23 protein-coding genes are annotated in these 26,511 nt (G+C 42.7%); 9 read left to right on the forward strand and 14 right to left on the reverse strand.

Annotation, left to right across the window (positions count from 1 at the left end; all coding sequences use genetic code 11):
* Nucleotides 1-14 precede the first annotated feature (14 nt).
* Both PSYCG_RS00070 and PSYCG_RS00075 read right to left on the reverse strand, forming a co-directional pair.
* The gene (locus PSYCG_RS00070; RefSeq protein ID WP_020442415.1) at nucleotides 15-1,670 is read right to left on the reverse strand and encodes a glycerol-3-phosphate dehydrogenase/oxidase; all 1,656 of its coding nucleotides are present in this window, start codon (nucleotides 1,668-1,670) and stop codon (nucleotides 15-17) included.
* Nucleotides 1,671-1,900: 230 nt separating this feature from the next.
* A complete protein-coding gene (locus PSYCG_RS00075; RefSeq protein ID WP_020442416.1) occupies nucleotides 1,901-3,652 on the reverse strand; it encodes an FAD-binding oxidoreductase in 1,752 nt (583 codons plus the stop codon).
* A 256-nt stretch (nucleotides 3,653-3,908) separates the two neighbouring features.
* Here PSYCG_RS00075 and guaA point away from each other — a divergent pair, with 256 nt between their 5' ends.
* Nucleotides 3,909-5,504, forward strand: coding sequence for a glutamine-hydrolyzing GMP synthase (guaA, locus tag PSYCG_RS00080; protein WP_020442417.1), 1,596 nt, complete (start codon nucleotides 3,909-3,911; stop codon nucleotides 5,502-5,504).
* Nucleotides 5,505-5,948: 444 nt separating this feature from the next.
* Here the strand turns inward: guaA and PSYCG_RS13090 are convergent, their stop codons facing one another.
* The 5 genes from PSYCG_RS13090 to PSYCG_RS00105 all read right to left on the reverse strand — a co-directional run bounded on the left by PSYCG_RS13090 (nucleotide 5,949) and on the right by PSYCG_RS00105 (nucleotide 10,162).
* Nucleotides 5,949-6,872, reverse strand: a complete 924-nt coding sequence (locus tag PSYCG_RS13090; RefSeq protein WP_020442418.1) for a hypothetical protein — start codon at nucleotides 6,870-6,872, stop codon at nucleotides 5,949-5,951.
* 8 nt (nucleotides 6,873-6,880) lie between these two features.
* Entirely contained in the window at nucleotides 6,881-7,459 is a 579-nt protein-coding gene (locus PSYCG_RS00090) for a hypothetical protein (protein ID WP_020442419.1), read from the reverse strand.
* A gap of 232 nt (nucleotides 7,460-7,691) precedes the next feature.
* Nucleotides 7,692-8,696: a YhdH/YhfP family quinone oxidoreductase gene (locus tag PSYCG_RS00095; protein WP_020442420.1), complete on the reverse strand. Its 1,005-nt coding sequence runs from the start codon at nucleotides 8,694-8,696 to the stop codon at nucleotides 7,692-7,694.
* Between the two features lie 86 nt (nucleotides 8,697-8,782).
* Complete coding sequence (locus PSYCG_RS00100; protein WP_020442421.1) at nucleotides 8,783-9,760, reverse strand: zinc-binding dehydrogenase; 978 nt, start codon at nucleotides 9,758-9,760, stop codon at nucleotides 8,783-8,785.
* A gap of 147 nt (nucleotides 9,761-9,907) precedes the next feature.
* The gene (locus PSYCG_RS00105; RefSeq protein WP_011512396.1) at nucleotides 9,908-10,162 is read right to left on the reverse strand and encodes a DUF2798 domain-containing protein; all 255 of its coding nucleotides are present in this window, start codon (nucleotides 10,160-10,162) and stop codon (nucleotides 9,908-9,910) included.
* 252 nt (nucleotides 10,163-10,414) lie between these two features.
* On the opposite strand from PSYCG_RS00105, the gene PSYCG_RS00110 reads away from it, so the two are divergent.
* A complete protein-coding gene (locus PSYCG_RS00110) occupies nucleotides 10,415-11,134 on the forward strand; it encodes an aspartate/glutamate racemase family protein (protein ID WP_020442422.1) in 720 nt (239 codons plus the stop codon).
* A 120-nt stretch (nucleotides 11,135-11,254) separates the two neighbouring features.
* Here PSYCG_RS00110 and PSYCG_RS00115 read toward each other — a convergent pair whose 3' ends face one another.
* The gene (locus PSYCG_RS00115) at nucleotides 11,255-12,826 is read right to left on the reverse strand and encodes an MATE family efflux transporter (protein ID WP_020442423.1); all 1,572 of its coding nucleotides are present in this window, start codon (nucleotides 12,824-12,826) and stop codon (nucleotides 11,255-11,257) included.
* 266 nt (nucleotides 12,827-13,092) lie between these two features.
* On the opposite strand from PSYCG_RS00115, the gene PSYCG_RS00120 reads away from it, so the two are divergent.
* Nucleotides 13,093-14,040, forward strand: coding sequence for an alpha/beta fold hydrolase (locus PSYCG_RS00120; RefSeq protein ID WP_020442424.1), 948 nt, complete (start codon nucleotides 13,093-13,095; stop codon nucleotides 14,038-14,040).
* A 240-nt stretch (nucleotides 14,041-14,280) separates the two neighbouring features.
* Here PSYCG_RS00120 and PSYCG_RS00125 read toward each other — a convergent pair whose 3' ends face one another.
* Nucleotides 14,281-15,324, reverse strand: coding sequence for an NAD(P)H-dependent flavin oxidoreductase (locus PSYCG_RS00125; RefSeq protein ID WP_020442425.1), 1,044 nt, complete (start codon nucleotides 15,322-15,324; stop codon nucleotides 14,281-14,283).
* A 237-nt stretch (nucleotides 15,325-15,561) separates the two neighbouring features.
* Between PSYCG_RS00125 and PSYCG_RS00130 the strand changes: the two genes are divergently transcribed.
* A complete protein-coding gene (locus PSYCG_RS00130) occupies nucleotides 15,562-16,533 on the forward strand; it encodes a GTP pyrophosphokinase family protein (RefSeq protein WP_020442426.1) in 972 nt (323 codons plus the stop codon).
* A gap of 220 nt (nucleotides 16,534-16,753) precedes the next feature.
* On the opposite strand, the gene PSYCG_RS00135 is transcribed toward PSYCG_RS00130, so the two are convergent.
* From PSYCG_RS00135 to PSYCG_RS00150, 4 genes are all read right to left on the reverse strand, one after another.
* Nucleotides 16,754-17,131: a DsrE family protein gene (locus tag PSYCG_RS00135; protein WP_011512403.1), complete on the reverse strand. Its 378-nt coding sequence runs from the start codon at nucleotides 17,129-17,131 to the stop codon at nucleotides 16,754-16,756.
* A 245-nt stretch (nucleotides 17,132-17,376) separates the two neighbouring features.
* Entirely contained in the window at nucleotides 17,377-17,919 is a 543-nt protein-coding gene (locus PSYCG_RS00140) for an acyl-CoA thioesterase (protein ID WP_020442427.1), read from the reverse strand.
* Between the two features lie 70 nt (nucleotides 17,920-17,989).
* A complete protein-coding gene (locus PSYCG_RS00145; RefSeq protein ID WP_020442428.1) occupies nucleotides 17,990-19,042 on the reverse strand; it encodes a YheT family hydrolase in 1,053 nt (350 codons plus the stop codon).
* A 118-nt stretch (nucleotides 19,043-19,160) separates the two neighbouring features.
* Nucleotides 19,161-19,757: a YigZ family protein gene (locus tag PSYCG_RS00150; protein ID WP_020442430.1), complete on the reverse strand. Its 597-nt coding sequence runs from the start codon at nucleotides 19,755-19,757 to the stop codon at nucleotides 19,161-19,163.
* 198 nt (nucleotides 19,758-19,955) lie between these two features.
* Here PSYCG_RS00150 and PSYCG_RS00155 point away from each other — a divergent pair, with 198 nt between their 5' ends.
* Both PSYCG_RS00155 and PSYCG_RS00160 read left to right on the forward strand, forming a co-directional pair.
* Nucleotides 19,956-20,660, forward strand: a complete 705-nt coding sequence (locus PSYCG_RS00155) for a pseudouridine synthase (protein WP_020442431.1) — start codon at nucleotides 19,956-19,958, stop codon at nucleotides 20,658-20,660.
* A gap of 325 nt (nucleotides 20,661-20,985) precedes the next feature.
* The gene (locus PSYCG_RS00160; protein ID WP_020442432.1) at nucleotides 20,986-22,071 is read left to right on the forward strand and encodes a disulfide isomerase DsbC N-terminal domain-containing protein; all 1,086 of its coding nucleotides are present in this window, start codon (nucleotides 20,986-20,988) and stop codon (nucleotides 22,069-22,071) included.
* A 137-nt stretch (nucleotides 22,072-22,208) separates the two neighbouring features.
* Here PSYCG_RS00160 and PSYCG_RS00165 read toward each other — a convergent pair whose 3' ends face one another.
* The gene (locus tag PSYCG_RS00165) at nucleotides 22,209-22,862 is read right to left on the reverse strand and encodes a DUF2939 domain-containing protein (RefSeq protein WP_041772353.1); all 654 of its coding nucleotides are present in this window, start codon (nucleotides 22,860-22,862) and stop codon (nucleotides 22,209-22,211) included.
* Nucleotides 22,863-23,346: 484 nt separating this feature from the next.
* Here PSYCG_RS00165 and dnaJ point away from each other — a divergent pair, with 484 nt between their 5' ends.
* From dnaJ to PSYCG_RS00180, 3 genes are all read left to right on the forward strand, one after another.
* Nucleotides 23,347-24,483, forward strand: a complete 1,137-nt coding sequence (dnaJ, locus tag PSYCG_RS00170) for a molecular chaperone DnaJ (RefSeq protein WP_011512410.1) — start codon at nucleotides 23,347-23,349, stop codon at nucleotides 24,481-24,483.
* A 170-nt stretch (nucleotides 24,484-24,653) separates the two neighbouring features.
* Nucleotides 24,654-25,484, forward strand: coding sequence for a 4-hydroxy-tetrahydrodipicolinate reductase (gene dapB, locus PSYCG_RS00175; RefSeq protein ID WP_020442434.1), 831 nt, complete (start codon nucleotides 24,654-24,656; stop codon nucleotides 25,482-25,484).
* 101 nt (nucleotides 25,485-25,585) lie between these two features.
* On the forward strand, nucleotides 25,586-26,506 hold the full coding sequence (locus PSYCG_RS00180; RefSeq protein ID WP_020442435.1) for a hypothetical protein: 921 nt from the start codon (nucleotides 25,586-25,588) through the stop codon (nucleotides 26,504-26,506).
* Nucleotides 26,507-26,511 lie beyond the last annotated feature (5 nt).

The following is a 26,511-nucleotide window of genomic DNA, read 5'->3' on the forward strand; positions in this document are numbered from 1 at the left end:
GATGTAAAAGAGCGCTAAGCCGCAGGCAGATAATAGTAGCGTTGCCATAAGGCTTGATAACGGTCAGCCTCTTGCTGCCATTTTTGCTCATCCCAGCCTAGCTCCTGCTGACATATTTGCTTGACTCGCTGACTGATTAGCGGGGTCATCGCACCATTGGGCAATATAAGACCCAAGCGCGTGCGTCGTAGTAATAAATCATCCAAATGAATAACCTGCTCATAGCGAGCAGCAAAGCGAATCTCCGCCCAAATGGTATTGCTATCGGTCACATAAGCCAAGTCATCGTCATGAGCCAGCTCTAGCAAAGTATCGAGCTGTAGGCCATAAAAACCTTTTAAGCGCTGTTGTAATGGTAGCGGCAGGGCAGTAAATTTAGGATTGGTTGAGGTTTGCTTGCTAAAAACTTGGCTGCTATACAACACATTATCTTGAGTAGCTGATTCATCGAGTTCGAGCACCTTTTGACAGACTTTTAGCACATCAAGGGCGATTAGGCGAAAAGTGGTTAATTTGCCACCGCTTACAGTGACCAGATTATTATCCAACCAGACGCTATGATCGCGTTTTTCCTTACTAGGACTGACGCGCTTACCATCATTGCCATCAGAAATCAGTGGGCGCACGCCTGCCCATGAGCTGATGACATCCTTGCGGCTAATATCTACATCATCAAAAAGATCATTGGTCGCGGTCAACAGATAGTCCACCTCAGCATTGGTAATGCCGACTTCTGTATCATCTAAGGGTGGATGGTCCAAATCAGTAGTACCAAGAACGGTTCGGTTTTCCCACGGAAAGACAAAGATTGCTCTTTTATCGACAGGATGCAAAAAGGTATAGGCTTGATTGAGCGGTAGGCGCTCTTGACTGACCACCAAATGACTGCCACGCGATGGACGAATTTGCTTATGAAAGGTTTGTTCCGTTTGCTGACTGGCTTGCATCCGTAACGTATCTGCCCAAGCGCCCGTGGCACTGACCACGACTTTGGCCTGAACGTCGTAAGTATGGGTACTATGTTGAGGAGAGGTGTCTTTTAGAGTAGCCCCCACCACTAAACCTTGTTCAGTGGTTATGAGTGATTCTGCTTTAAGATAGTTAATCGCGTGCGCACCATCATGAATAGCTTCGTCCAATACCCGCATCACGAGCCGTGAGTCATCGGTCACGGCATCACTAAATTGACTGGCACCCAAAAACTTATCTTGTTTAATATGAGGATTAAGGCTAAGAAAGGCGTCTTTTTTAAAGTACTTAAAGTAGTGCTTACCCGCGAGCTTATCATATACCCTAAGTAGATTATTAAATATCCATGGCGGTGGAAACTTGCCTTTGTAATGGGGCATGACATAGTGCATCTCATTAACGAGGCCACTTGCTTCATTCAGCATGCGTTCACGCTCGCGTACGCTGTGCAGTGTCGTCTTGAAATCGCCTGAGGCAATGTAACGTAGCCCGCCATGTACCATTTTGCTTGAGCGGCTGGAGGTGCCCCAAGCGAAGTCTTTTTGCTCAATTAATAGGACTGCTAAGCCGCGCCTTGCTGCTTCGCGAGCAATACCAGCACCAGTGATCCCGCCACCGATAATGAGCATATCCCATGGTTCAGAACGAGACAGTGGTGCTAATGCTTGCTGGCGTTGTTGATACTGATTAGCTCGGTTCATAGACGACTCATTTTAATTGTTATTTAATTTCAACTATGTATGTTATCCAAATAATCTAATTCATAGTCGTTACTAAATAAAATAAATACACTATATTATAATGCGCGACTGGTATTAATTTTCCTTGCGTGCTGTGCCTACGCCGACAGAGGCTGCGAAAAATCAATGCCAGCCGCGCTGTAACGCTCTTAAACCAAACTAACTATAAACAAGGTTTTTGAGTAAAGTTATTATTCAATCAAAACACCCGGATTCATACGCTGCTCAGGGTCCAGACTTTTAAGCATATCACGGGTAACCTGAATACCTAGCTTACCCTTTTCAGCAGTGAGGTAAGGGGCATGGTCACGGCCGACACCATGCTGGTGCGATATTGTCGCTTTGCCATTTGCCAGACTTGAGCTGGCAGCATGCTTGATTTTTTGCCAGCGACTTAAGGTACTGGTGTGATCTCGTGCTGCTCTAAAGAAATAGGTGGTATAAAGGCTAGCACCTTGCTTATAGACGTGTGAGATATGCGTAAATGCCATCACGGCTTCGCCTTCGTCTGCCAGTGCAGTTTGCACCGCTTCTTGCATCTGCTGCATTTGCTCGTCGATATTATGCCAATTGGTCGCGGTCTCAAAGGTATCCACCATGATGCCTTTTTCCCACAAAGTACCGCGCAAATATGGAAATTTAAAACGCCCATGTGACCATATCTTACCCATCAGATTGGCAAGCTTGCCACTGATACCCCCATGCTGCTTTAATAGGTTTTTAAACTGCGTCAGTGCCAGCGCATTCTGTGCTTTATCACCTGATAGGCCATAGGTAAGCATGACTTTTTGTGAACCTAATCCGCGCGCTTTTAGATAGGTATTAATGGCTAAAAATTGACTGGGCGTCGTGCCTAAATGTAGATGAGCATCAGTCTCGACCGCATTGCTTAGGCGTAGCATTGATAGGCGGATGTTTTTTTGTACTGCTTGTCTGAGCACTTCTTTACCCGCTTCCCAGTTGGGGAGAAATGCGACTTTAAACAGCTCTTCTTCAGGCTGCTGTTGCACGCGCATTTTGACTTCAGTAAAAATACCAGCACGACCTTCCGTACCCATCGTCATCTCACGCAGATCAGGCCCTGCTGCTGACGCTGGAATATCAGCGATATTGAGTACACCCTGCGGCGTGACCAACGTACCACCAGCAAACATCTGCTCGATACGTCCGTAACCCAATGACTGCTGACCGCTAGAGCGTGCTGCAATCCAGCCGCCAAGCGTCGATAATTCCCATGACTGCGGATAATGTCCCAAACGGTAACCGTGGGCATTTAATTGTGCCTCGACTGCTGGACCTTGTGTACCTGCGCCAAAAGTAGCAATTTGGCTCTCATTGTCTAAATCAATGAGTTGATCCATCTTGCTCATGGCGATGGTCAATACGGGGCGTGAACCCTTTTGCGGATTGATATGACCAGCGACTGAGGTACCACCGCCAAAAGGAATGACGATCAGGTCGTACTCGCTTGCTAGTTTTAATAAGATTTCGACATCAGCGGTTGATTGCGGATGCGCCACGCCATCAGGGAAAGCCCCAAAGTCGCCGCCGTGCATGGCTATCCAATCTGGAAAGCTTTGACCACGGGCGTGTCTGAGTCTTACTTCGTTATCGACAGATACAGTATCAAGCTCAATCATAGCAGCAGGTAAGCGTGATTTTGGAACGGTTTTGAGCACCTTTTGTAAGCTGACAGAAGACAGTTTTTTAGTTTTACCGATATGAGATTTGATCAGTTTTGCGCCATGTGGCGAGACTTTTTTATTGATACTGACATTGCCCCAACCATTCCAGCGCGTCTGTTCTATAGGTGTGTTGGCAGGCGTAATGACGGACGTATCTATTTTTGAGAGCGTATCTAAACTGGTATTATCAATAGGAGAGGTCGTTGAGATAGAGGCAGTTTTAGACTTTTTACGCATAAAGGATTTAATTTTGCTCATAGTAAATTTAACCTATCTATTTATAATCACGGTTTGAGTGTCGCTACTGTGGCTATCTAATTGTCTATGATCAGGCAATGAGGATATTTTTCTTTATCGAATTAGCATATCACAAATGATCTGATTATTTGTGATATGCTAAACATTAGTAGAATAATTAAAAAATAGATAATAATAAACGCATATCTAACCGCCACTACATTCGTGAAACTTGTTAAAATAGCGCACCAATTTATTTATTGATGGACACTACGTTATGACAACTGCTGCCAACGTTCCTACTATTAAAGAAGATCGCATCTTAATTCTCGATTTTGGCTCGCAGTACAGCCAGCTTATCGCTCGCCGTGTCCGTGATTCAGGCGTATTCTGTGAGATGTTCCCGTTTGACATCGACACCCAGCGCATTACCGATTTTGGCGCAAAGGGCGTTATCTTATCTGGTGGTCCTGAGAGCGTCCACGCAGATGACAGCCCACGTATCAATGATGCTGTATTTGATCTAGGCGTACCAGTATTGGGTATCTGCTATGGTATGCAAGCGATGGCAGAGCGTTTCGGTGGTAAAGTTCACGCCAGTGATATCCATGAATTTGGCGCAGCAACCATCAATATCGATGGCAAATCAACGCTGACTGATGGTATCGAAGACGCAGCAGCGAAGCTAAATGTCTGGATGAGTCATGGCGATAAAGTGGTCGATGCCCCACAAGGTTTCGATATCGTCGCTAGTACGCCAAGCTGTCCGATTGCGATTATGGCTGATGATTCGCGCCATTATTATGGTTTGCAGTTCCATCCTGAAGTGACGCATACCGCACAAGGGTCTGCATTACTTGGTCGTTTCGTCCATGAAATCTGTGGCTGCGCCGGTAGCTGGACGCCTGATAACATCATCGATATGCGTATTGAGCAACTGAAAAAGCAAATCGGTGATAAGCAAGTATTGCTCGGTCTTTCAGGTGGTGTAGATAGCTCAGTCGTCGCAGCATTGCTGCATAAAGCGATTGGCGATCAATTAACGTGTGTATTTGTTGATACTGGTCTCTTGCGTCTGCATGAAGGCGACCAAGTGATGCAAATTTTTGCAGAAAACATGGGCGTAAAAGTCATCCGTGTTGATGCCGAAGAGTTATTCTTAACGGCATTGGCTGGCGAGTCTGATCCAGAAGCCAAGCGTAAAATCATTGGTAAAACCTTTATCGATGTATTCGCTAATAGCGCCCGTGAAGTCAGCGAGCAAAGCGATGGTAAAGTCATCGAATTTTTAGCGCAAGGCACGATTTATCCAGACGTGATTGAATCAGCTAAATCGCATCAAGGTAAAGCGCACGTCATTAAGAGCCATCATAACGTTGGTGGTTTGCCAGATGATTTGGCGTTTGAATTGGTTGAGCCGTTACGTGATTTGTTTAAAGATGAAGTGCGTAAATTGGGTATTACCCTTGGCTTGCCTGCGAAGATGATCAACCGTCATCCGTTCCCAGGACCGGGTTTGGGCGTGCGTATCTTGGGCGAAGTGACCAAAGAATTTGCTGACATTCTGCGCTCAGCCGATGCTATCTTTATGGAAGAGTTAGAGCGTTCAGGCTGGTATGAAAAGACTGCGCAAGCATTTGCTGTATTCCAACCAATCAAATCGGTCGGTGTGGTCGGTGATGGTCGCCGCTATGCGTGGGTGATTGCGCTACGTGCGGTTGAGACTGTAGACTTTATGACCGCACGCTTTGCGCATCTACCGTATGATTTGATTGAAACGGTATCAAATCGAATCATGAACGAAATCGCTGAAGTTTCACGCGTGACTTATGATGTGTCGAGCAAGCCACCAGCGACTATTGAGTGGGAATAATATCTACTTAGCCTATAGCTGACATAAAAAACACTCAACTTGGTTGGGTGTTTTTTTGGTTAAAAATCTCTGGAGCTAATCTCGCTTTCCGCTATTATCTTGTCTGCCCAATAGAGCTGCAATCTAGTAGTCAAACAAGAATAACCGCTACAATCAAGGCTAAAACGCTCTACAAGTAGAAGATTAAGGTTTAAAAGGCAAGTGTATCGAAGCTAAAATAATCATTAAAATTTTCTAAAAGTTATCTACTTTTATCATGTCACTATAGAACTGATCAAAACCGTGGCGTAATCGTATTATGAATAGGATAAAAAATTTGTCGCAAGTGACTGACGATGTGTTGAGTAAGCTACTAGCTACTATTAAGTGGAAGTAGGAGATTACTTAGTCTTTAGCTAGTATTGAAAAACACTCAACTTGTGAGTTGTTTTTTCAGACGTATCTTCAATCAATATATTCACCCAAAACGTCTTCTCGATAGACTTTTGCTAAACTTAAAGCATTAGAGTACCACTGATTAATAATACTATTATTGTTAGGAATGTCGAGAATTGACAATATACGGCTACCATCAGAGAGATAAGAAGTTGTTATTTGTCCACTAATAGATTCACATAATTCAGATAAACTAAAAAATAGTCTTTCTCCTGCTGGCAAAGTTTTAGCTAAAGTACTAACATTACCTTGTGCCAAAAAGCTTCTAACCCCGTTTAGTGCATGAAGCATACGATCATGCTCAATGTACAATTGCAAAAAAGGATCAAAATCTTTTTCTAGAACGTATTCACATGAGAAGTTCCAGCTTTCTAACCATTCTAAGTTTTTGTTATTAATAATGTTAGGAATTATACTTTTTAAACTATTTACAGATTCTATATATTGTTTGTTTGGGCTGAGTTCTTCTACAGTTTGTAAAAGTTGAGGAAAAAAATTGATTAAAGCTCGACGGTGTGGCTCTTCATAAGGATTTATATCATCCCAATAATAAACATGTACTTGAAATTTCTCACCATTTGGTCGAGTATGACTGTTTTCACCGTTATAAAAATAATCCTGAAGGGTAGTATCTTTAGGAGCAGTAGTAAAAATTATATAATGTTCGATTTTACCCCTAAAGCTGTCTGTTTTCTTAAGTTCTGACAAAATAATTTGAAAACTTAAATTAGAATTTAGTTCCTTACATTGTACTACAATGGGAATTAAAGTATCTTGTGAAGGAATTAAATCAACTCCATATTGTTTCTGACCATTTCTACCATAGCTAACAAACTCTACATATTTACCAGTTTTTTTATATACTAGGTCTTTGGCAAGATGTTTACATATTTCTTCCCAATCATGATGGTTATTTACTTTTAAGTTATTCATATTCTTATTTATGACTCCCGATATTCACTCTTCTTAATTAAATTACTATCCCTATTTGCGTCATTAAATGCTTCTGTGAATGAGTCTTCTAACTGTTGTTGTAATTTTTCAGTATTTTTAAAATATAGTAATCCTAGGATAACTGTTAGCAAACCAGATAATATTGCAAATAATGTAAAAAGAATAAAAAAACTAAGTGTTTCGCTTGAAGCATTATAAAAAATGGAAGCTTGGTCTAAATTTCCAGGGTTTGTGATGAGGGTATATTGACCAATAGCGGTAGTAAGGCCACATAGCAGTGGAAGCAAGAAACCCAATAAAACGAAAAAAATGGATCTGCCTCTCGCATGTGAAATTCTAGAAATATGTAGTTCTCTGTATGTTTTGTCAGTTTTTAGAATTGAAACCTCGTATGCCCATTCTTGTTTCACTTTTTCATTCTTATCCTTTCTTGATTTTGAGTAATTTGATAACCAAACGTCTATGTGTGGTTTTAAATAACTTGCTCCTAAGCTAACTGAAATTCCAACAAAAATAACTCCAAACCACCAAGATACAGAGCTCAGGTTGTTTAGAATATCATTCATTTACTAAATCCTTATTATAATTAATATTATTTTGATCATAAAGGATCAGGAGAAATTGTTATTTAGTATAAACTAATAACAGTAATAGATTTTTATTTGATAAACAAGTGTGCACTATACAAAATTTAAGATATCGGGTTCAATATAATAGCTGAGATTAATGTCAAAAAAAAGCAGCACCCCAAAAGAAGCACTGCCATTATCTAAAAACTAAATTTTATAAACAAAAAACCTAACCCCGCACATTCACCACATAACGCCCAACCGTTTGACTCGCCATAAAGCGATCCAAGTATTCTGGCGTTTGTTCTAAAGTGATTTCTTCACCATAGCTTTCAAGATTGGGCAACTTCATATCAGTAGCAACGCGCTGCCAAATCGCTTTTTTATCAGCCAGTGGAATATACACCGAATCGATACCGAGTAGGGACACCGCGCGGGTGATAAACGGCAATACCGTCATCGTAAACTCAGCACCGCCCGCCAAGCCACAACTGGTGACCGCGCCGCCTGCTTTGGTTTGCTTAAGTAGGTTGGCCAAATAGTCGCCGCCTATCGTATCAATAGCATTTGCCCACAGCTCACGACCGACAGGTTTATCGCCGATTTCATTGATAGTATCGCGATGACGGACTTCGCTTGCGCCAAGCTCTTTTAGATAGTCGCTTTGCTCAGGCTTACCAGAGAAGGCAATCACCTCATAGCCTAGCTGCTTTAAGATGGCGATACTGATACTACCGACACCGCCCGTTGCACCCGTGACTGCTATAGGACCGTCTTCAGGTTTTGCGCCCATTTTTTCTAACTTTTGAATACTTAATGCTGCGGTTAAGCCGCCAGTACCATAAATCATCGCTTCTTTTAATGTCAAAGAAGATGGGCATTCGACCGCCCAATCGGCGGGTATAGAGATCATTTGACTTAAGCCGCCATCGGTATCCATGCCCAAATCATAACCAAAGACCACGACTTCTTGGCCTGCGGTAAAGGTACCAGACTTATCACTGACCACCACGCCTGCTGCATCGATACCAGGGGTGTGTGGATAGTGCTTGGTTATCCTTTTATTACCTGATGCTGACATGGCATCTTTGAAGTTTAGTGATGAGTAATGCACCTCGATTAATAAATCGTTTTCAGGTAAATCACTGACGCTGCGCTGTTGAATACTTTTATTAAAAGTGCCATCAGCATGTTCTTCGACGACCAAAGCTTTAAAAGTGGTGTTATTAGACATAAGGCTATTCCTAATTGGATTTTTTATATAGATATCCGTTTGCGAGTAGAGAAGAATGCTCGAAACCTTAAGATATAAAATGAATCTTAAGGTTTTAACAGTACCTTACCGTTTTTTTCTGACTGCATTTTCCCGTCAACTGCTTTTAAGATATCAGCCAAATCAAAGGTCGCTTCAACGGGCAGTTTTAAATTGCCATTGTTAGCACGCTCGATCAGCTCATCAACCAAGCGTTGTTTATTCTCAACGCTCATTTCTTGACTGATTTTGCTGCCCCAAAAGCCTTTAATCGTCGCTTGTTTAAAAATAATGTGGGTTGGATTTAGCACCATTGGTTTGCCTGACATGATGCCAAACGATGCCAATGTGCCACCATGACCCAGTAATGCCAGCAGATCATTACTAGACTCACCACCGATAGAATCAACCGCCGCACTGATTTTCTCATCACCAAGAATGGCTTTTACTTGATCTTTCCAGTCGTCATCTGAGGTGTTGATATTATGCTTGATATCCAGTGCTTCTAATTCCTCGATAGCATCGCCACTTCTTACGACATTAATGGTGTTAATACCACGCGCGGCAGCTAGCATGGCGAGCGATTTGCCGACCGCGCCATTGGCAGCATTATGGATAATCCACTGACCGCTTTCTAGTTCTAAGAACTCGATCAGCATCAGCGCGCTCAGCGGCATTGCAATCAATTGTGCTGCCATTTCGTCATCTAAGCTGTCGGGCATCGGGAATACCATATCTTCCACAGCGACGAAATACTCTGCCCACGTCGCTTGTACACTGGCGGCTGCGACACGCTGACCGACTTTTAGATTCTTAACATCGCTGCCTACTGCATCGATGATACCGACCGCTTCACTACCACCGATGGCAGGCATTTCAGGTTTAAAACCATATTGACCGCGAATGGTTAGTAGGTCATGGTTGTGGATAGAGGCGAGTATCGTTTTGACGCGGACTTCATTGGCTTTGGGCTCTGGAGTAGGGCGGTCGCCGATGCTGAGTACTTCAGTGGGTTTGCCAAAATGATCATAAGTTGCGCTACGCATGATAAATCCTTTTTTTAGTTTTTAGATATTTGTCTAAGAAGTGAGTTGATGAGTTGATTTACAACCATCAACAGTAACAATTCTGCTTGCCAGTTATCAGTACTTGTTTGGTTAAGGAACGTTGTTATGTACTTATCGTCGTATGACTTAGTAAAACTCAATCCGACTAAGCACGTGCTCTTGTACCAGATACGCACAGATATAAGCGCTCGGCCACGCAAAGACAAAGGCCAGTACCCACGAGTGCATTAATTCCATAAAGAAGCCATCGACGAACCCTACTTTAACCAGTAATAGAGCGGATGAGATAATAAGTGACATCATCAGCGCCATCAGACCGGTAAAGATAAGACGGTAGTACTTACGCCTTGCGCGTATTCTGATAATAGGGAAGTTTGCCATAATGTTGAATTTTCCTACATGATAATAGTGAGGCTCAATGAACGATGATAAATAGCATTATGAGGCGTCGTTATTGACTATCATAGCGTATGCTGGTGAGTGGATAAAATCGTTGTTATTAATAGTGATGTTCGTTACATTTTAATGATCGTTATTTCTTTTCTAATAATGAGAATATTCTAAATATTGGCAAATTAAAGCTGATCTTTTGCTACGATAACTAAGATTGAAATACATATAAAGAGTAATAGTATGACCGTTCAAAAGCAGCGAACCTTAGGTATCATCGGCGGAATGAGTTGGGAAAGTACCCAAAGCTATTATCGGCTGATTAATGAAGGTATCAAGGCTAAGCTTGGCAACTTACATTCAGCAGACTTATTGATTCATAGTGTCGACTTTGCGCCAATTGGCGAGTTACAAGCCCAAGGCAAGTGGGAAGAGTTGGGTGATATCATGGTAAACAGTGGTAAGCGCTTACAAGCGGCTGGTGCCCAAGGTTTATTAATTGCGACCAATACCATGCATAAAGTAGCAGAGCAGGTACAAGCGGCGACGAATTTGCCACTGATACATATTGCAGATGCGACCGCAGATGCGATTAAGCAGCAAGGTTTAACCAAGATTGCTTTACTCGGTACACAATTCACCATGACTGAGGACTTTTATAACCAGCGTCTGATTGATGCGGGCTTGCAGGTGCTGATACCAGATACCGATGCGCGTGCTGAAGTCCATCGCATCATCTATGATGAGCTGTGCCAAGGACAATTGCTTGCCAGCTCACGGCAATATTATACGCAAGTGATTAATGAGTTAGCGGCACAAGGCGCTGAGGGCGTGATATTAGGCTGTACCGAGATTGGACTGTTAATTAGCCAAGCAGACAGTCTAATCCCTGTGTTTGATACCACCGCTATTCATGCAGCCGCAGCGGTACAGTTTTTATTAGGTAATGAAAATTTTAGTTAAAGGTAAAACCAGTTTCGGTATTTGCAGTGGTAGGCAAGTATGATGAACAATTTACTCGCCCATGCTAATGAGTAAAAGCCGCCCGACTAGGCGTTATGCGTGTATATATAAACCACGCCATTATCGTTTATTCTTTTTTATCACACGGAGTCTATGAAGATGAAGTCTTCTATGAAGTCGTCGATGCAACCTTGTGATACGGCGCAAAGGTGACAGCTTCCATACAGTCGTCGGTACAAGATCTCGAAACGACGCACTGGTGCCTGTATGCGCGCGAAACTCCTCAGACCTTTGCGCAGCTTCCTCTGCGGGCAAGTGTTTGCCTTTGCGCCATCCGCCGTACAAATATAGTCCTGCTCCCATCACGGCGGTTGCCACCATGCCTGCTGGAAAGGATAGCCAAAGGGCATCGGTTCCAAGTAGAGGATAAAGCCCGAAAGCAAATCCAAGACGCACTGGATACATCGAAATGACCATGACAATCAGCGGCCAAATCACATAACCGTTTGCACGCATGGTGCCAAACAAAACCTGTGCTATCCCAAAAAAGATAAAACCCCATGTCGCCATTAGCTGAATATGACGCCCAATCGGCACCGCTTCACTGTCACTGCCAAGAAACAAGCCCAGAATGGTCTCATCAAAAATGGTCAGTAGCACAATAATAAAACCGGTCAATGCCAGATTAAAAATCAGTCCCCAGCGTGTGATCCCTGCGATTCTGTGCCATTGATTGGCACCGATGTTCTGTGCAACCATCGCACTGGCCGCAGCACTTAGCGCCATTGCTGGCATCTGCACGTAGGTCCAAAGCTGCTGGGTTGCGCTGTAAGCGGCTGTGGTCTGTACACCTTCGCGATTAATCAGCGATAACATTGTCAATGCTGCCGAAGAGATGACGATCATCTGTAGACCCATCGGTAACCCCTTAGAAAACATCGACTTCAGGATGTCTCGGTCTGCGCGCAAAAAGCGAAGCTCCGGCAACTTAAGCGTCAGCACAGAGCCACGCAGATACATAGTGGCTAACATGCCAATGAGCGCTAGCGTATTTGCGACGGCTGTTGCGAAAGCCGAGCCAAATATGCCCCACTCGGGAAATGGTCCTAGACCCAAAATCAGCGTCGGCGTCAAAATAAGGTCAATCACGACCGATATAATGATAAACCAAAGCGGCGTCGTCGAATCGCCCGTCCCGCGCAGTGCCATCATTATTAACGTAAAGGTAAGTGTGACAGGCATCGCAATAAAAATCATGCGCAGATAGGTTAGGGCAAGATCTACAGCACTTGCCGGCGTGCCAAGCAGCTCAAGTAGTATCGGCGCAAATATCCACCCTACTGCCGACACTATTACGCTTATCGGAATAATACTGCCCAGCGCCGTGCCCATGGTTTTCTTAACCATAGCGTTGTCACGGCTGCCCATTGCCTGACCAATCAAAATAGTAGACGCCATACCGAAACCAAACACGAAGGAGATCAGTATAAACATCAAGATATTGCCGTTGGCTGTCGCTGCTAACGCTTCCTCACCCAAAAATCGACCTACCCAGACAGCATTGATCGAGCCGTTCAATGACTGTAATGCAGATGACCCAAGGGTTGGTAATGCAAATAAGAGCATGGTTTTAGGGATCGAGCCTTGGGTGAGGTCACGCCGTTTACCAGTAGAGGTATCTGTTTTACTCAATGGTTATCCTTTTGCAATATGCAGGGCTGACTAAACAAAAGCGCTTATCATAAACCAGAAAGCGTTTACCGTCTTTATTAGAGCTGTAACCCCTCGGCAAACGCTATGATTATTTGCCTGTCATTTTTTTAGGCGATTGTCGAGCAATTTATAGGGGGAGGGTGGTTATTATAAGTGCTGAAACTTAAAATATTCTTGTGCTAGGATGATGCTTTTTACTTCTTACTTCTTACTTCATTTTTCTAGTTTTCAAAAAGGATATTTCGATGCTATTAAAACGCCTAAGCCTTGCCACTTTGTTAAGCTTTTCAGTCGTTGGTTGTACCACCGCGCCCAATACCTTGGCGATAAATACCACCCAAAAGATTATTCAGTATGAACGCTCAAAATCAGACCTTACGACTCAGTCATTTACGTTAAGCTCTGGCGATAAAATAGTCTATGCAGAAAACGGTAATGTCGCGGGCGAGCCTTTATTATTGATTCATGGCTTTGGCGGTAATAAAGACAACTTTACCCGTATCGCTCGGCAGTTAGAAAACTATAATCTGATCATTCCTGACTTGCTCGGCTTTGGTGACTCTAGTAAACCGATGGCGGCTGACTATCGCTCGGAGGCGCAAGCGACGCGCTTACACGAGCTACTGCAAGCTAAAGGCTTGGCATCTAACATTCATGTCGGTGGCAACTCAATGGGCGGCGCTATCAGTGTTGCTTATGCTGCGAAGTATCCTAAAGAAGTCAAAAGTCTGTGGCTGATAGACAGTGCGGGCTTTTGGTCAGTGGGTGTGCCGAAATCCTTAGAAAGTGCAACTCTTGAGAACAATCCGCTATTGGTCGATAAGAAGGAAGACTTTTATGCTATGTATGACTTTGTTATGTCTAAGCCGCCTTATATTCCTAAGTCTGTAAAAGCCGTATTCGCGCAAGAGCGTATCGCTAATAAAGCAGTAGAATCCAAAATACTCGCGCAAATAGTTGAAGATAATGTTGAGCAGCGTGCCAAGGTTATCGCTGAATATAATATTCCAACACTAGTCGTTTGGGGTGAGGAAGATAAGGTCATCAAGCCTGAAACAGTGACGCTAATAAAAGAAATCATCCCACAATCACAAGTGATTACGATGCCAAAAATCGGTCATGTACCGATGATAGAAGCGGTGAAAGATACGGCGAATGATTATAAAGCGTTTCGTGAAGGGTTAAAGAAATAGTCATTTACATATGATGTTTTAAGGCGTAAATGATCCAACGTTTGATTAGATATGAGCTGTAGTCAGTCCTAAATAAAAGAAATACAAAAATTATAAAGTGCTACTGGTATCAAATTTTGTTGCTTACTGTGCTTACGCAGACAGAGGCTGCGAATAATTAATCCCAGTAGCACTGTACTCTTTTAAAACTGTATCTACTCTATTGTAGGCTGAGTTAAAAATCAGCCTACGTCGATCAAACTAACTCTCTCTTACCAGTCGCTCTAGCAGTTCAACCGTGCGCTCTTGTCTGACCAAAGCGACGCCTTGTCCTGCCCATAAAGACTGATGTTCGGAATCGTGGTTTTTGGTTGCATGGGCACGCAAAAATTTGGTCATCGCATTTAATTGTGGGTAAGGCGGTAGCTCATGCGCGCTCTCGAATTGAGCAAAATCATGCAAATAATCATTTAATAAACCACGAGCCTGTTTCCCTGAGAATAATCTGGTTAAGCGCGTCTCAGAGCTGCGTCCACCTTGACTGGCATCGAGTAGCGCTTGCTTATAAATGTCATTGATTCCGCATTTATCTGTGGTCAAAAATGCCGTCCCGATTTGCGCCAGCTCGGCACCAGCCGTTTGAACCGCTTTGATGTCCTGTCCGTTCATAATGCCACCAGCCGCGATTAAAGGAATATCGGTGCAGGCACGCGTTTGACTTATTAGCGTCAATAATCCTAATGGATCGTTTTCACTTTGCGGCAACCAACCACCGCGATGCCCACCCGCTTCGACCCCTTGCACGCATACCGCATCTGCGCCAATATCTGCCCATGCTTTTGCTTCTAATGGATGATTGGCAGTACCGACGACCCTTGTGCCTAAACTCTGCAAACGCTGTACCTGCTCAACGCTGATAATGCCAAAGGTAAAACTGGCGACAGGAACGGGATTGTCATAGAGCACTTGTAGCTGCTCTGCAAAGCTTAGCGCTGGGTGCTTCGGTAGAGTAAATTCGATATTTTTCTCTTGATAGTACTTGCTTAGCCAAGCAGGGATTTCGCTACCTAAAGCACTAGATTCATGCTCTGATAACACCATCAGATTGATCATAAAAGGACGATCGGTGAGCGATTTAATGGTGTTGATTTCACTATTTAAAACGTCTGGCGCCGTCATGCCAGCCCCCAATGACCCTAATCCACCAAACTTACTCACCGTCGCCGCCAGCTCAGGGGTGGTCGCTCCTGCCATCGGCGCTTGCACGATAGGGTAGGTCAAATCAAGGGTATTCAATAAGGTCATAACTGGTTTCCTTCTTATTTTATGAGGAGTTTTGCATGACTTACTTTAGCAAAGCTGGATGGCGTACGTGTTAGATAATGTATATTTAGTTGCTGAATATAGGAGGTGAGGTTTGACTATAAAGTTGTAGTCAACTCATGCATCAAAATCTGTAATTATAAATTAATTTTTTTAATTATTTATAATGTAAGATACAATTATCGACTTCTCGTGACAATCTATCCAATGAGTTATAAAATGAATGCAATACTAAAAGAATATGACAATTCAAAAATTTTATTGGACAATTTAGATAGGACTCTTCTAAATCTAATAAATTCTCTACTCGAACAAAAAAGTATTAGAGTCCATCAAGTACAGACTAGAGTTAAAGATAGAGATAGCTTGGAAAATAAAATTATAAGAAAAAATGATAAGTACGGATCTTTAAGTGATATTACAGATATAGTTGGTGTACGTATTATTACTTATTTTGATGATGAAGTAGATCAAATTGCGGCTATGATTGAAGAAGAGTTTGTTATAGATCAGGACAACTCCGTAGACAAGCGGAAAATAGATAATGATAAATTTGGGTATAGAAGCCTTCACTATGTGGCTAATTTAAAAAGAGATAGGATAAACTTACCAGAATATTCTAGCTGTGGAGAGCGTAAGTTTGAATTCCAAATTAGGACAATCTTACAGCATTCTTGGGCAGAAATTGAGCATGGTCTAGGCTACAAAGGTGAGTTTGAGATCCCCTCTACTGCTAAACGTACTTTTTATAGAGTTGCAGCCCTTCTAGAACAAGCAGATATTGAATTTGTAAAATTAAAATCAACCATAGCCGAGTATGAGAGTGGTTTGAGTCAGAGTATCAAAAATAATCCTAGTCAAATTGAAATAAATAAAGCTTCATTAACTTCATTCATGACAACAAATGATAATGTGATTAATTTTGAAGATAATGTATTTTTGCATGAGTATGGTTTGGTTATCACGGAGCCAGATGTTGATAGCTTTGATCACTACCGATTAATAAATAGAATTAAAGACTTAGGTATTAAAAACATAAAGCAATTGGAAGAAGCTTATTTGAAAAATGAAAGACTGCTTAGGGAAAGTATTAAATCTATTTTTCCACTGGCAAGTAATAGTATCAAACGAGGTGATTCTGTGTTAATACTTCTAAATTATACATCTTCTAATTATGAAATTCAGAAGTAGTATAATCAAAATATTGATATCCCTTCAAATGTGGAGCTTTTGTTAGAGTTGTTCTGATAATTATTAGGATTTATAAGTTTATTCTATGCTGCCTAATAGTTCGTTTTAGATATTTTGTAAACTGACTTACTATACAAAAAAGAGGCTGGCCCTCAAAGCCATCAAAAGATGCTAAAGAAAGCCAACCTATTCTTATAGCTTTGCTTTTTAAATGTTACTATTAATTCAACTGCAAAGATCCCTTAGCATTCATCAGCAGCTCAACCACATCATCACCACTGATGACCGTGAAGCGCTTATCAATGGCTGATTCTTCTACGCCACCATGTTTCATACACGCGCCGCAAACCAATACTTGACCGCCTTTTTCGATAAAGGCTTCTAGTAATTCGCCAGCAGGTTCAAAGGGATCGCCAATATCGACATTATCTAAAGCGTTTGGCAATGCCAAATGTACCGCGTCCACCATCAATATGACTGATGCAGAGTGACCTTTTTTAAGTGCCACACCCGCCATAGTAAAAGCTAAGGTGATCTTGCTTGGGTTTGACTCACTATTATCAAACAGCGTACCGACATAATCCGTATTATTAACCATATTATTTTCCTTTATTAGATTATTTCTAATTAGATAGTATTCAGTTGAGTATAAAACTCACTACTATCCTAACATTGATTATATTTATTTATATAATGTATTGTTAGCAAACAGTAGTTATAAGGTTAACTGATTGTGAATAGCTGTCTATGAAGAAATTGATCATGACAAGCGGATTTTGACGAAGCGCTGCGATGCAAATGGTTAAATAATCAGTCCTTATTTTGAGGTAAGCCTAGCAAAACCTAAGATTGTGGCGGCCATGGACGGTCGGCATCACTGACAATCCATTCTGCCACATAGCCGCTCGGCGGTAGCTGCCAATCCGATTGGTCTAAAGCTGCCAGTACTCGTGCCGTCTCGATGACCTTACCGCCTTTGGTGACGCCTGTACGTAGTAGTGCCGACGAGCAAGGCTTGCCCTTTACCCACATCGATTGCTCAATATATATCCAGCGCTCATCGAAGCCGACGATTTTGGTCTTCATGGTGACTTTTTCAAAAGCACGAATGCGTTTGCGATATTGGATGGTACTACCAGCGACGACCAAGCCCCAACGCTGCTTAAGCAGTTGAGTGCCAAGCCCGCTCCGTACTGCAAAGTCGGTACGCCCCATATCATAAAGGGTCAGCACGCGACCATTATTCATCTCTAGGAAATTATCAATATCTGTCAGACGGCAGCGAAAGGTAATCTCACTGGTTTCTTTGAACGTCAAAGTATTGCCTTTTTTCACTTGCAGCGCGGCATGGGCGATGGTGCTGGCGTAACGGATAAACGGATACATAAAGCAGTCTCAAAATATTTAAAGATAAAAATGATGTTTTTTATTTTATAGTTTATCTAGTTTATCTAGTTTATCTAGTTTTATTAGATGGCACGCCAATATGATTAAAGTAGGCACTCACGGTTTCAGGTATCCAGTTGATGTCAAACTTTGATTTTTTACTTGGAGTTTTTACATTGCTATTGCTTGTACGATAACGCAAATAGCCGATATGACCCCCGTGTGCCGTATCTAATATGGTGACACTGTCTGAGACATCATTGGGCGTGGCAGTAAAGCCAATAAAAGGATCGTCTTTGGCGCTAATAAGCAACAGCGGGCGTGTGACATTCCTTAAGTGAGGTAGGGCAGAGGATGAGTGGTAGTAATCATTATTAGAGCGGTAACCATGCCTAGGCGCAGTGAAGATATTATCAAAATCGCTAATGCGTTTTACCGCTTTGATAGAAATAATCTCGTCTGCAGTAATTTCATTTGCCAAGGCTTTTTTGATAATCGGGTTGAGCAAATATGGGGTATAGATACGATGACTCAAAAAGCTATGCATCGTAATAGCAGCCGATGACATGTCAACTGGCGCAGATATTACCGCTGCGCCGTCGCATAGCGCCTCATCACCATATTCACCCATATACTTTGCCAAGGCATTACCGCCAAGTGACACGCCAACCCCATAAATATGGGCGTAATTCTCGCGTAAGTTCTCTAACATATGATGCACCTCGCCCGTGTCACCAGCGTTATAAAACACTTTGCCATTAGCGGGAATACCACCACAACTGCGAAAGTGAGCGACGACAAAGTGCCAGCCTTGCGCGTGCATCTGATATGCCAAGGCACGCGCATAATGACTGTCACTGCTGCCTTCCATCCCATGAAAAAGTACGATTAATGGTGTTTGTTCAAGTTTGCCATTTTCTGAATCTTGGACAGGATGGGCATCATAAAAGTCATAAGCGATATCAGTTTCGCAAAGTGAATCTTGTTTAATCACGCGTCGGTAATTTGGTGTTTTTGGCGCAAAAAACTTTGGCAAAATACTTTGCAAATGCGGATTGGTGAGCCAAAACGGCGGTTTAAAAGGGGCAGGTGCGAATGGTTTTGTCGACTTTGAGGTTGGCATATTTCAGTCTTATTTTATGTTTGTTAAAAAATCGTCTTTGAAAATCAGTGCCTTATCATATCCAAGGTCGTCATCAAAACCAATGGTTTTCAGTGAACGCATGATTACTCATTTAATTTTAAGACTTATCTAATACGCGTCCATCCATCGCAAGACGTTCTTTTAAGTGCTCGATATTTGCCTCAGCGAGCGTCACAGTCAAGGTAACCTGCTTACTATAGGCGACATTATCTATGCTGCCGTTTAAGCTCTCAACGACATAGCGGCACTGGGCTTCGGTGGCGAATTCTGCCAGTATTTGTACTGTGATCATAGGAACATAAGGGCTTAGTATCATCTCATCGACTGCCGCTTGCGCTGAGCCTGCATAAGCACGAGTCAAACCGCCAGCACCGAGCTTGATACCACCAAAATAACGGACAACGATAATAATGACATTGCCGATAGATTTATGTTGCAAGACGTTTAATATCGGTCGTCCCGCAGTGCCATTGGGCTCGCCATCATCGTCAAAGCCTGCGCTGGTGGTGTTATTGGGATCGCCAATAATATACGCCCAACAGTGATGACGGGCATCAGCATATTGCTCACGTAGTTGTTCCACATGAAACATTGCCTGCTCACGCGAGGTCACTGGATAAGCATAGGTAATAAAGGCAGATTTTTTGATTTCTAAGCGTGCAGTGACGGCACGTTTTAGCGTTTGATAGCTCATATTTCATCAGGCTTAGGTTGGATATGGTAAACTTGTCTAACTTTCACTGTTGTCCGTATTTGGCGCAGTGTAAATTTCATTTTTCATTATAGTACCACTTCTGACCATTGAAGATAGCCAACAACAGACGTGCACGTGCATGCATCGTTGGTCTTTGATTGAGAGTGAGTATCCCAAAACGGATGGTAGGCAAATCGTATGCGTCTAGATAAATTTCTGAGTAAAGCCACTGAGCTGTCGCGTAAAGAATCCAAAAAAATTCTGCACGCTGGTGAAGTCACAGTAAACGAGCAAGTCATTAAAGATCCCGGTGTACATGTCGATATCGTTAATGACGATGTACAGTGGGCAGGCGAGCCATTGTCGGTCGCCACTGGCAATCGCTATATCTTGCTTCATAAACCAGAAGGCTTTGAATGTACCCTAAAGGCTAAAGAATACCCAATCGTCACTGACCTTATTGCGGTGCCAGAGCTTGGCAGTTTACGTATTGCTGGGCGTCTTGATGTTGATACAACTGGTGCATTGCTCATCAGTGATGATGGCGGCTGGCTACATCGCGTAACTAGTCCAAAGCATGAACATGCCAAAGTCTACGAGTTGACGTTAGCAGATGCTATGGATAGTGACGCTCAAGCCAATGCTATTAAAGAAGTTGCTAAAGGCATCCTTTTAGAAGGTGATCACGAAGAAACCAAGCCTGCGACCCTCGAGTTTATCGATGAAACTCATGCGCGTTTAACCTTAGAGCAAGGTAAATACCATCAAGTGAAACGTATGATGGGCTATTTCGGTAATAGAGTGGTTGAGCTACATCGTGCTAGTGTCGGTCATATTACTTTAGACGGGTTAGAAAAAGGCGACAGTCGCTTCTTAACACCAGAAGAAGTAGCAAAATTTTAGAGTTGTAGCTTATTAGGTTATAAAATTATGCTTTAGAAAAATTACTCCAAAATCAGCAGCCACTTAATAGTGTGCTGCTTTTTGCGTTCTGCTACTCAGCTATTTCTGTTAATTAGCATTAGCGGCTGCCTGTGTTGCCTATCTCTTAAAGCTCAGTAGCAGTTTTGCAAAATTAAGTCTTTAATACTTTGAAAAAACCTTCCTTGTGCTACAGTCAGCCTATCTTTTTTAATCTATATTTTTACATAATGTTATTTGCTGCTCTTTTATTAAATATTCATGAGTGAATAACGATCATTGTTAAAAACCAGATAGGACGGTCTCTGTGAAACTCCCTGTATTAAAATCCGCAAGTTTGATTGGTGTTATGTTGTTAGCAACCACTGCTTGCGCGCAGCCGAACACTGCCGATATGACCAATAAAACAGTCAGCCAAAAGGTTAACAACAGCGCCCAAGCTGGTCAGAATACGAAAGCTATTGGTACAGTCAGTAAATCTGTTGATAGCCGTTTGCGCCAATTGCTGACCCAAGCAGGTATCAAAACGCAGATAACCTCGATTGTACCCTCTAAATTACCCAATATGTATCAAGTCAATTTGGCTGAGCAATTGCCACTGCATATGACTGAAGATGGTAAATATGTCATTCAAGGCGAGCTGCAAAAGAATCCAAGCAAGCGAGTAGTAACCAAAACGCCAGCACGTAGCACCAGCGCGCAAATAGGTAAGTCTGTCAGTGCCAGTACCAAATCTGACATATTGGCAAATATGGGCGCGCTTAAGAACATGAGTAACAAAACACCGTTCTTTTACACTGCAGTACCGGGTGTGATTTGGGGCGCGACTTTAGAGGGCGTACCGTTCTTGTTATCAGATGATGCCCAGTACATCACCGATGGTGAGATATCAGTCATCGAAAATGGTCAGTTTACTGGGCTTGATAACCGCTTTGAAAAGCTTAAAAATCAATCTGTCCTAACCACATTGGATACTAAGCAGCTGATTACCTATCCTGCCACTAGTGCTGAAAAAGCGGTGATTTACGTAGCAACGGATGTCAATTGCCCTTATTGCCGCAGATTACATAAGCAGATGCCGATGCTTAATGCCAAAGGCGTGACGATAAAAACCATTGGTTATCCGATTTATGAAGCGTCGCCTGAGCAAATGCGCGGTATCTGGTGCCAAGGTAATGAGGAAAGTCGTCGTAAAGCGCTTGATCAGGCGATGCTTCATGGCAAGATGACACCAGCGCCCGCATCTTGCAAAACTGATGATGTGGCAGGCAATCGTGAAAAAGCGGCAGGTCTAGCTGTTATGGCAACTCCTGCTATTTATCGTGAAGATGGTGTACTGTTTCAAGCGAGTTTTGAGAGTCCTGAGTTTTTAGAATTCTTGGGAGTAAAATAAGTTGTTGATATTTCTATAGTGTGATATTTCTATAATAGTTATGATGGATATCATATTGAATAAGAAATAAAAACCCGCCCTATGAATATAGCTCATAGGGCGGGTTTTTATTCATATAACAGTTGATGGTAGCAAGTCTATTGCGGCAAGACGATATCGACGATTTTCCAGTTAATTAAACCCTCACGCTGCATCTCTATAGTCAAAGGATAGCCTTTTACCTGACCACTGATGGTGAAGCAGTTGATACCGCAGTAACTTAATTGGGGTTTGTCACTGTCAGTCCCTTGGGCTGCCTGCTGTTCAAGCTCATCAGCCTGCTTTTCCATGATTTGCTGCATCTGATTTTTGACCACAGCATTAACATCACCGCGATGAATAATCAGATTTTGAATGAGATTTTTTAAATCGACTTGATTGCTAGCGATTGCCCACGCTGCCGCCAGCTCTTTAGTGGCAGTGTTGGCTTGACCTTGGGTATTGATGACTTTTTCAATGTTTTGCGGCGTGATGGCACCAGCGACTGCTTGCATAATAAAACCATTAGCCGCCTCTTTTAGTGGCTCGCCGCCAAGCTCAGCGACCAATGGGTATTTTGTCATGGTCACAGCGAACTGCTCAGTGAGCTGGTTTTGCATACTTGGGCGTACTTGCTCATAGTCGATAGCTGCCGCGATAGTCGCACCATCTTTGGCATCATAAGCCTTTTTAAGCTGATAAGCGCTGTAATAAGGCGAGCCTGCATAGATAGTAACGGCAATGACAATTAATAAAATAATCAGCTTTTTCATAAAATTGATACCTTGATACCAGCGTAATGGCGATGAGTATAAATAGGACTTTAAAGAGTAATATTCGAGTACAGTTGGCTTAAAATAAAAGCGCATCACCTTTAGTGGCATTCATGCTTTAAACGGACTCGACTACCGCTATCTATATGGCGATAAATACTAGCATGGCTGAGCATTATGTAGGTATAAAAACCTTTGTTCATTCCTTAATGAATTCTTTTTAATATTAACTAAAGAGTCTAATTAACACTTTGTACTTCTGCCAACTTGATAAATGGTGCTGCCATCTCCATAAATAGCGCAAACTTTTAATAATTGATTTGACTAAGCAGTACCCCACTGTATTCGCTGGTAAGATTTATACGATTGTCATCACTATTCTCTGTCTTCCGCTAGGTTTCATGTGAAACATTTTTTGCGATGATGAGCAGTATTGAACGATAAAGCAACCAAGCGGTGGACTGTGAAGACGATAGGAGAGCCCATGAGTAAGCGCGATTTTTATGAAATACTAGGTGTCAGTAAGACCGCTGATAACAAAGAGATCAAGCGAGCCTACCGCAAGCTTGCCATGAAATACCATCCAGACCGTAACTCTGAAGACCCAGATGCTGAAGAAAAATTTAAAGAAGCATCGATGGCTTATGAAGTATTAAGTAGCGAAGAAAAACGCTCAGCCTATGACCGTATGGGTCATGCTGCTTTTGAAAACGGCATGGGCGGTGGTGGTTTCGGCGGTGGCGGTGGTGGGAACTTCCAAGATATCTTTGGTGATATCTTTGGCAACTTTGGTGATATCTTTGGTCAGTCACGTGGCGGCGGCGGTGGGCGTTCGCGTCGCGGCTCAGACTTACGTTATGTGATTGAGCTGACTTTAGAAGAAGCGGTACGCGGCTGCAAAAAAGAAATCAGCTTTACAGCTCCTGCGCCTTGCGATACCTGTGATGGTAAAGGCGCAAAAAATGCCTCTGATATCGTGACTTGCCAAACTTGTCATGGTCAAGGTCAAGTTCGTATGCAACAAGGCTTTTTTGCCGTTCAACAGGCCTGCCCACATTGTGGCGGTACTGGTAAACAAATTAAAAACCCTTGTTCTGACTGTCATGGTAATGGCGTCAAAGACAAGTCACGCACGCTAGAAGTTTCTATTCCAGCAGGCGTTGATGATGGTGATCGCGTCCGTTTAGCAGGCGAAGGCGAAGCGGGCGGCGCTGGCGTACAAAACGGCGACTTATACGTCGAAGTACGTGTCAAACAGCACAACGTCTTTACCCGTCAAGGTGCAGATTTGTATATGGATGTGCCAGTTAGTATCACTGATGCAGCACTTGGTAAAGAAGTTGAAATCCCAACCTTAGATGGCAAAGTGAAAATCAAGGTTGCAGAAGGTACACAAAGTGGTAAATTATTACGTGTCCGTGGTAGAGGTGTGACACCAGTACGGACGACCATGAAAGGTGATTTGATCTGCCGTGTGGTCATCGAAACACCAGTGAATCTGACTCGTGAGCAAAAAGATTTGCTACGTCAATTCCAAGATACACTGGATGGTGATAGTAAGCATCAGCAGTCACCACATAAAAAATCTTTCTTTAAAAAGATTGGCGATTTGTTCGACTAGCAGTATTCGCTATTTAAATGAATAGCTGATAAAAGCTCGATAGTTTCACGTGAAACTATCGAGCTTTTTATTGGTGCTATAAAAAACCATTCACAAGCTGATATTTGCTAAACTTAGCCTAATAAATTTAAAAACCAGCGTATTAAAAATAAAGTACTTAGGATAATTATATGAGTCAGCCAGAGAATAAAAAAATGATTAATGTCGGTGTCATCGGTGCAGGTGGTCGGATGGGACGTATGCTTATCGAAGCGATACAAGACAATCCACAAACGACATTAATTGCAGCGATTGAGCGTCAAGGCTCAAGTTTGGTTGGAGCAGATGCGGGTGAAGTTGCTGCGGTCGGTCGATTGGATGTGCAAATAGTTGATGATTTACGGTCAATGATTAATAAGATTGATGTATTGATTGACTTTAGCTTGCCTGCTGCTACTGAACAAAACATGCAAGTCTGTGCTGAACACAACGTCGCCATGGTTATCGGCACGACAGGATTTAATGAGCAGCAAGAGCAAGTATTGGCAAAAGCGAGTGAGCAAGTTGCTATCGTTTATGCGGGTAACTATTCAACAGGCGTTAATCTGTCATTAAAGCTATTAGGTATGGCTGCTAAAGCTTTTGGCACTGATGCTGATGTAGAGGTCATTGAGGCGCATCATAAGCATAAAATCGATGCGCCATCAGGTACGGCTTACATGATGGCAGAAGCTGTGGCAGAAGCACGTGGACAGAATCTAAAAGACGTTGCTGTCTATGGTCGTGAAGGACAAACTGGCGAGCGCGAAGCAGGTACGATTGGTATTCATGCGATACGTGGCGGTGAAATCATCGGCGATCATACTGTGATGTTTATTGCAGATGGAGAAGTTGTTGAAATTACCCATCGCGCGCGCGCAAGAATGACTTTTGCTGCTGGCGCTGTGCGTGCCGCTACGTGGATTGTTCAGCAATCGGCTGGACAATATAATATGCAGGATGTCTTAGGTTTGAATGACTAGAATTTAACGAGCAAGATTTGAATTATTAAGATTTTTTCTCATGGTTTGGTAGCTACTGAGTATGGCTTTTGATAGCGTTTAACTATTGCTAGAGGTCAATTATGAATAAGTTTAGTGAAAATCTGATAGCGAGTTTTGGTCGAAAGCTGGCTATTATAAAAACTGCCAAAACTATAAGTTATGGACGCCAGATAGCATTTATCCTAAGTTTAACTGTAGTGCCAATAGTTGTACAAGCAGCTGCTTATCAAACCTATGTCATTCATACGTATGGCGGTGATGCATTGCTACCTTCCGTTCGTCAGCAGTTAAATGCTAGTCGCGACGGCGGCACGGTGTCGACTTATCAAGATAAGCTAGTGCTTCGTACCACTGCCAGCAACTATCAGGCAATACAAAAGCTATTGGCACAGATTGACCGTCAGCCACAGGCATTGACGGTCGCTGTGCGTGTTGGCAATAATAGCAGTGCTCAGGATAATATTCAGCAAGGTCGAGTCACTATCAGCAATAGCGGTATTCAAGGCGTAAGGATTATCAACCAGAGTAATAGCCAACAACAAACAAATAATTTATATCAAGTACAAACCTTGTCAGGTAGTGCCGCCAGCATTAGCACTGGTACACTCTACGCACTAAATCAAACTTATACTGCCAATAGTTATCCAACCTATCCAGCTTACAACCGTCCAGCAGGAAGGATTATTATCCAGCAGCAGCTCTTATTGCCAACGAGCCAAGGTATTGCGGTCACGCCAAGACTGTTACCGAATGGACAAGTCGAAGTACAATTGACCCAAGTTGAAGAAAAGCTCGTGCGCGCCAATCCTTCATACAATCGCTATGGTTATAATAGTAGCGTGCAAGGGCAAAGATTGCATAGCACCATTATTGTGCCACGTGGACAGTGGGTGACTATCGGGCAAATCTCTCAAAACAGCCAAAATCAGACCGCAGGTTATGGTGGCAACCAAAATAACAGCCTTAGCAATGGTGTGCCAATATCGCTACTAGTACAGTAGCTAAT

This window comes from Psychrobacter sp. G, from assembly GCF_000418305.1.
Classification (GTDB): Bacteria; Pseudomonadota; Gammaproteobacteria; order Pseudomonadales; family Moraxellaceae; genus Psychrobacter; species Psychrobacter cryohalolentis.

What these genes read in the sequence shown, in the direction of transcription:
- PSYCG_RS00070 (WP_020442415.1), bottom strand. Translation starts at nt 1,670, where the DNA reads ATGAACCGAGCTAATCAGTATCAACAACGCCAGCAAGCATTAGCACCA.
- PSYCG_RS00075 (WP_020442416.1), bottom strand. Translation starts at nt 3,652, where the DNA reads ATGAGCAAAATTAAATCCTTTATGCGTAAAAAGTCTAAAACTGCCTCT.
- guaA (WP_020442417.1), top strand. Translation starts at nt 3,909, where the DNA reads ATGACAACTGCTGCCAACGTTCCTACTATTAAAGAAGATCGCATCTTA.
- PSYCG_RS13090 (WP_020442418.1), bottom strand. Translation starts at nt 6,872, where the DNA reads ATGAATAACTTAAAAGTAAATAACCATCATGATTGGGAAGAAATATGT.
- PSYCG_RS00090 (WP_020442419.1), bottom strand. Translation starts at nt 7,459, where the DNA reads ATGAATGATATTCTAAACAACCTGAGCTCTGTATCTTGGTGGTTTGGA.
- PSYCG_RS00095 (WP_020442420.1), bottom strand. Translation starts at nt 8,696, where the DNA reads ATGTCTAATAACACCACTTTTAAAGCTTTGGTCGTCGAAGAACATGCT.
- PSYCG_RS00100 (WP_020442421.1), bottom strand. Translation starts at nt 9,760, where the DNA reads ATGCGTAGCGCAACTTATGATCATTTTGGCAAACCCACTGAAGTACTC.
- PSYCG_RS00105 (WP_011512396.1), bottom strand. Translation starts at nt 10,162, where the DNA reads ATGGCAAACTTCCCTATTATCAGAATACGCGCAAGGCGTAAGTACTAC.
- PSYCG_RS00110 (WP_020442422.1), top strand. Translation starts at nt 10,415, where the DNA reads ATGACCGTTCAAAAGCAGCGAACCTTAGGTATCATCGGCGGAATGAGT.
- PSYCG_RS00120 (WP_020442424.1), top strand. Translation starts at nt 13,093, where the DNA reads ATGCTATTAAAACGCCTAAGCCTTGCCACTTTGTTAAGCTTTTCAGTC.
- PSYCG_RS00125 (WP_020442425.1), bottom strand. Translation starts at nt 15,324, where the DNA reads ATGACCTTATTGAATACCCTTGATTTGACCTACCCTATCGTGCAAGCG.
- PSYCG_RS00130 (WP_020442426.1), top strand. Translation starts at nt 15,562, where the DNA reads ATGAATGCAATACTAAAAGAATATGACAATTCAAAAATTTTATTGGAC.
- PSYCG_RS00135 (WP_011512403.1), bottom strand. Translation starts at nt 17,131, where the DNA reads ATGGTTAATAATACGGATTATGTCGGTACGCTGTTTGATAATAGTGAG.
- PSYCG_RS00140 (WP_020442427.1), bottom strand. Translation starts at nt 17,919, where the DNA reads ATGTATCCGTTTATCCGTTACGCCAGCACCATCGCCCATGCCGCGCTG.
- PSYCG_RS00145 (WP_020442428.1), bottom strand. Translation starts at nt 19,042, where the DNA reads ATGCCAACCTCAAAGTCGACAAAACCATTCGCACCTGCCCCTTTTAAA.
- PSYCG_RS00150 (WP_020442430.1), bottom strand. Translation starts at nt 19,757, where the DNA reads ATGAGCTATCAAACGCTAAAACGTGCCGTCACTGCACGCTTAGAAATC.
- PSYCG_RS00155 (WP_020442431.1), top strand. Translation starts at nt 19,956, where the DNA reads ATGCGTCTAGATAAATTTCTGAGTAAAGCCACTGAGCTGTCGCGTAAA.
- PSYCG_RS00165 (WP_041772353.1), bottom strand. Translation starts at nt 22,862, where the DNA reads ATGAAAAAGCTGATTATTTTATTAATTGTCATTGCCGTTACTATCTAT.
- dnaJ (WP_011512410.1), top strand. Translation starts at nt 23,347, where the DNA reads ATGAGTAAGCGCGATTTTTATGAAATACTAGGTGTCAGTAAGACCGCT.
- dapB (WP_020442434.1), top strand. Translation starts at nt 24,654, where the DNA reads ATGAGTCAGCCAGAGAATAAAAAAATGATTAATGTCGGTGTCATCGGT.
- PSYCG_RS00180 (WP_020442435.1), top strand. Translation starts at nt 25,586, where the DNA reads ATGAATAAGTTTAGTGAAAATCTGATAGCGAGTTTTGGTCGAAAGCTG.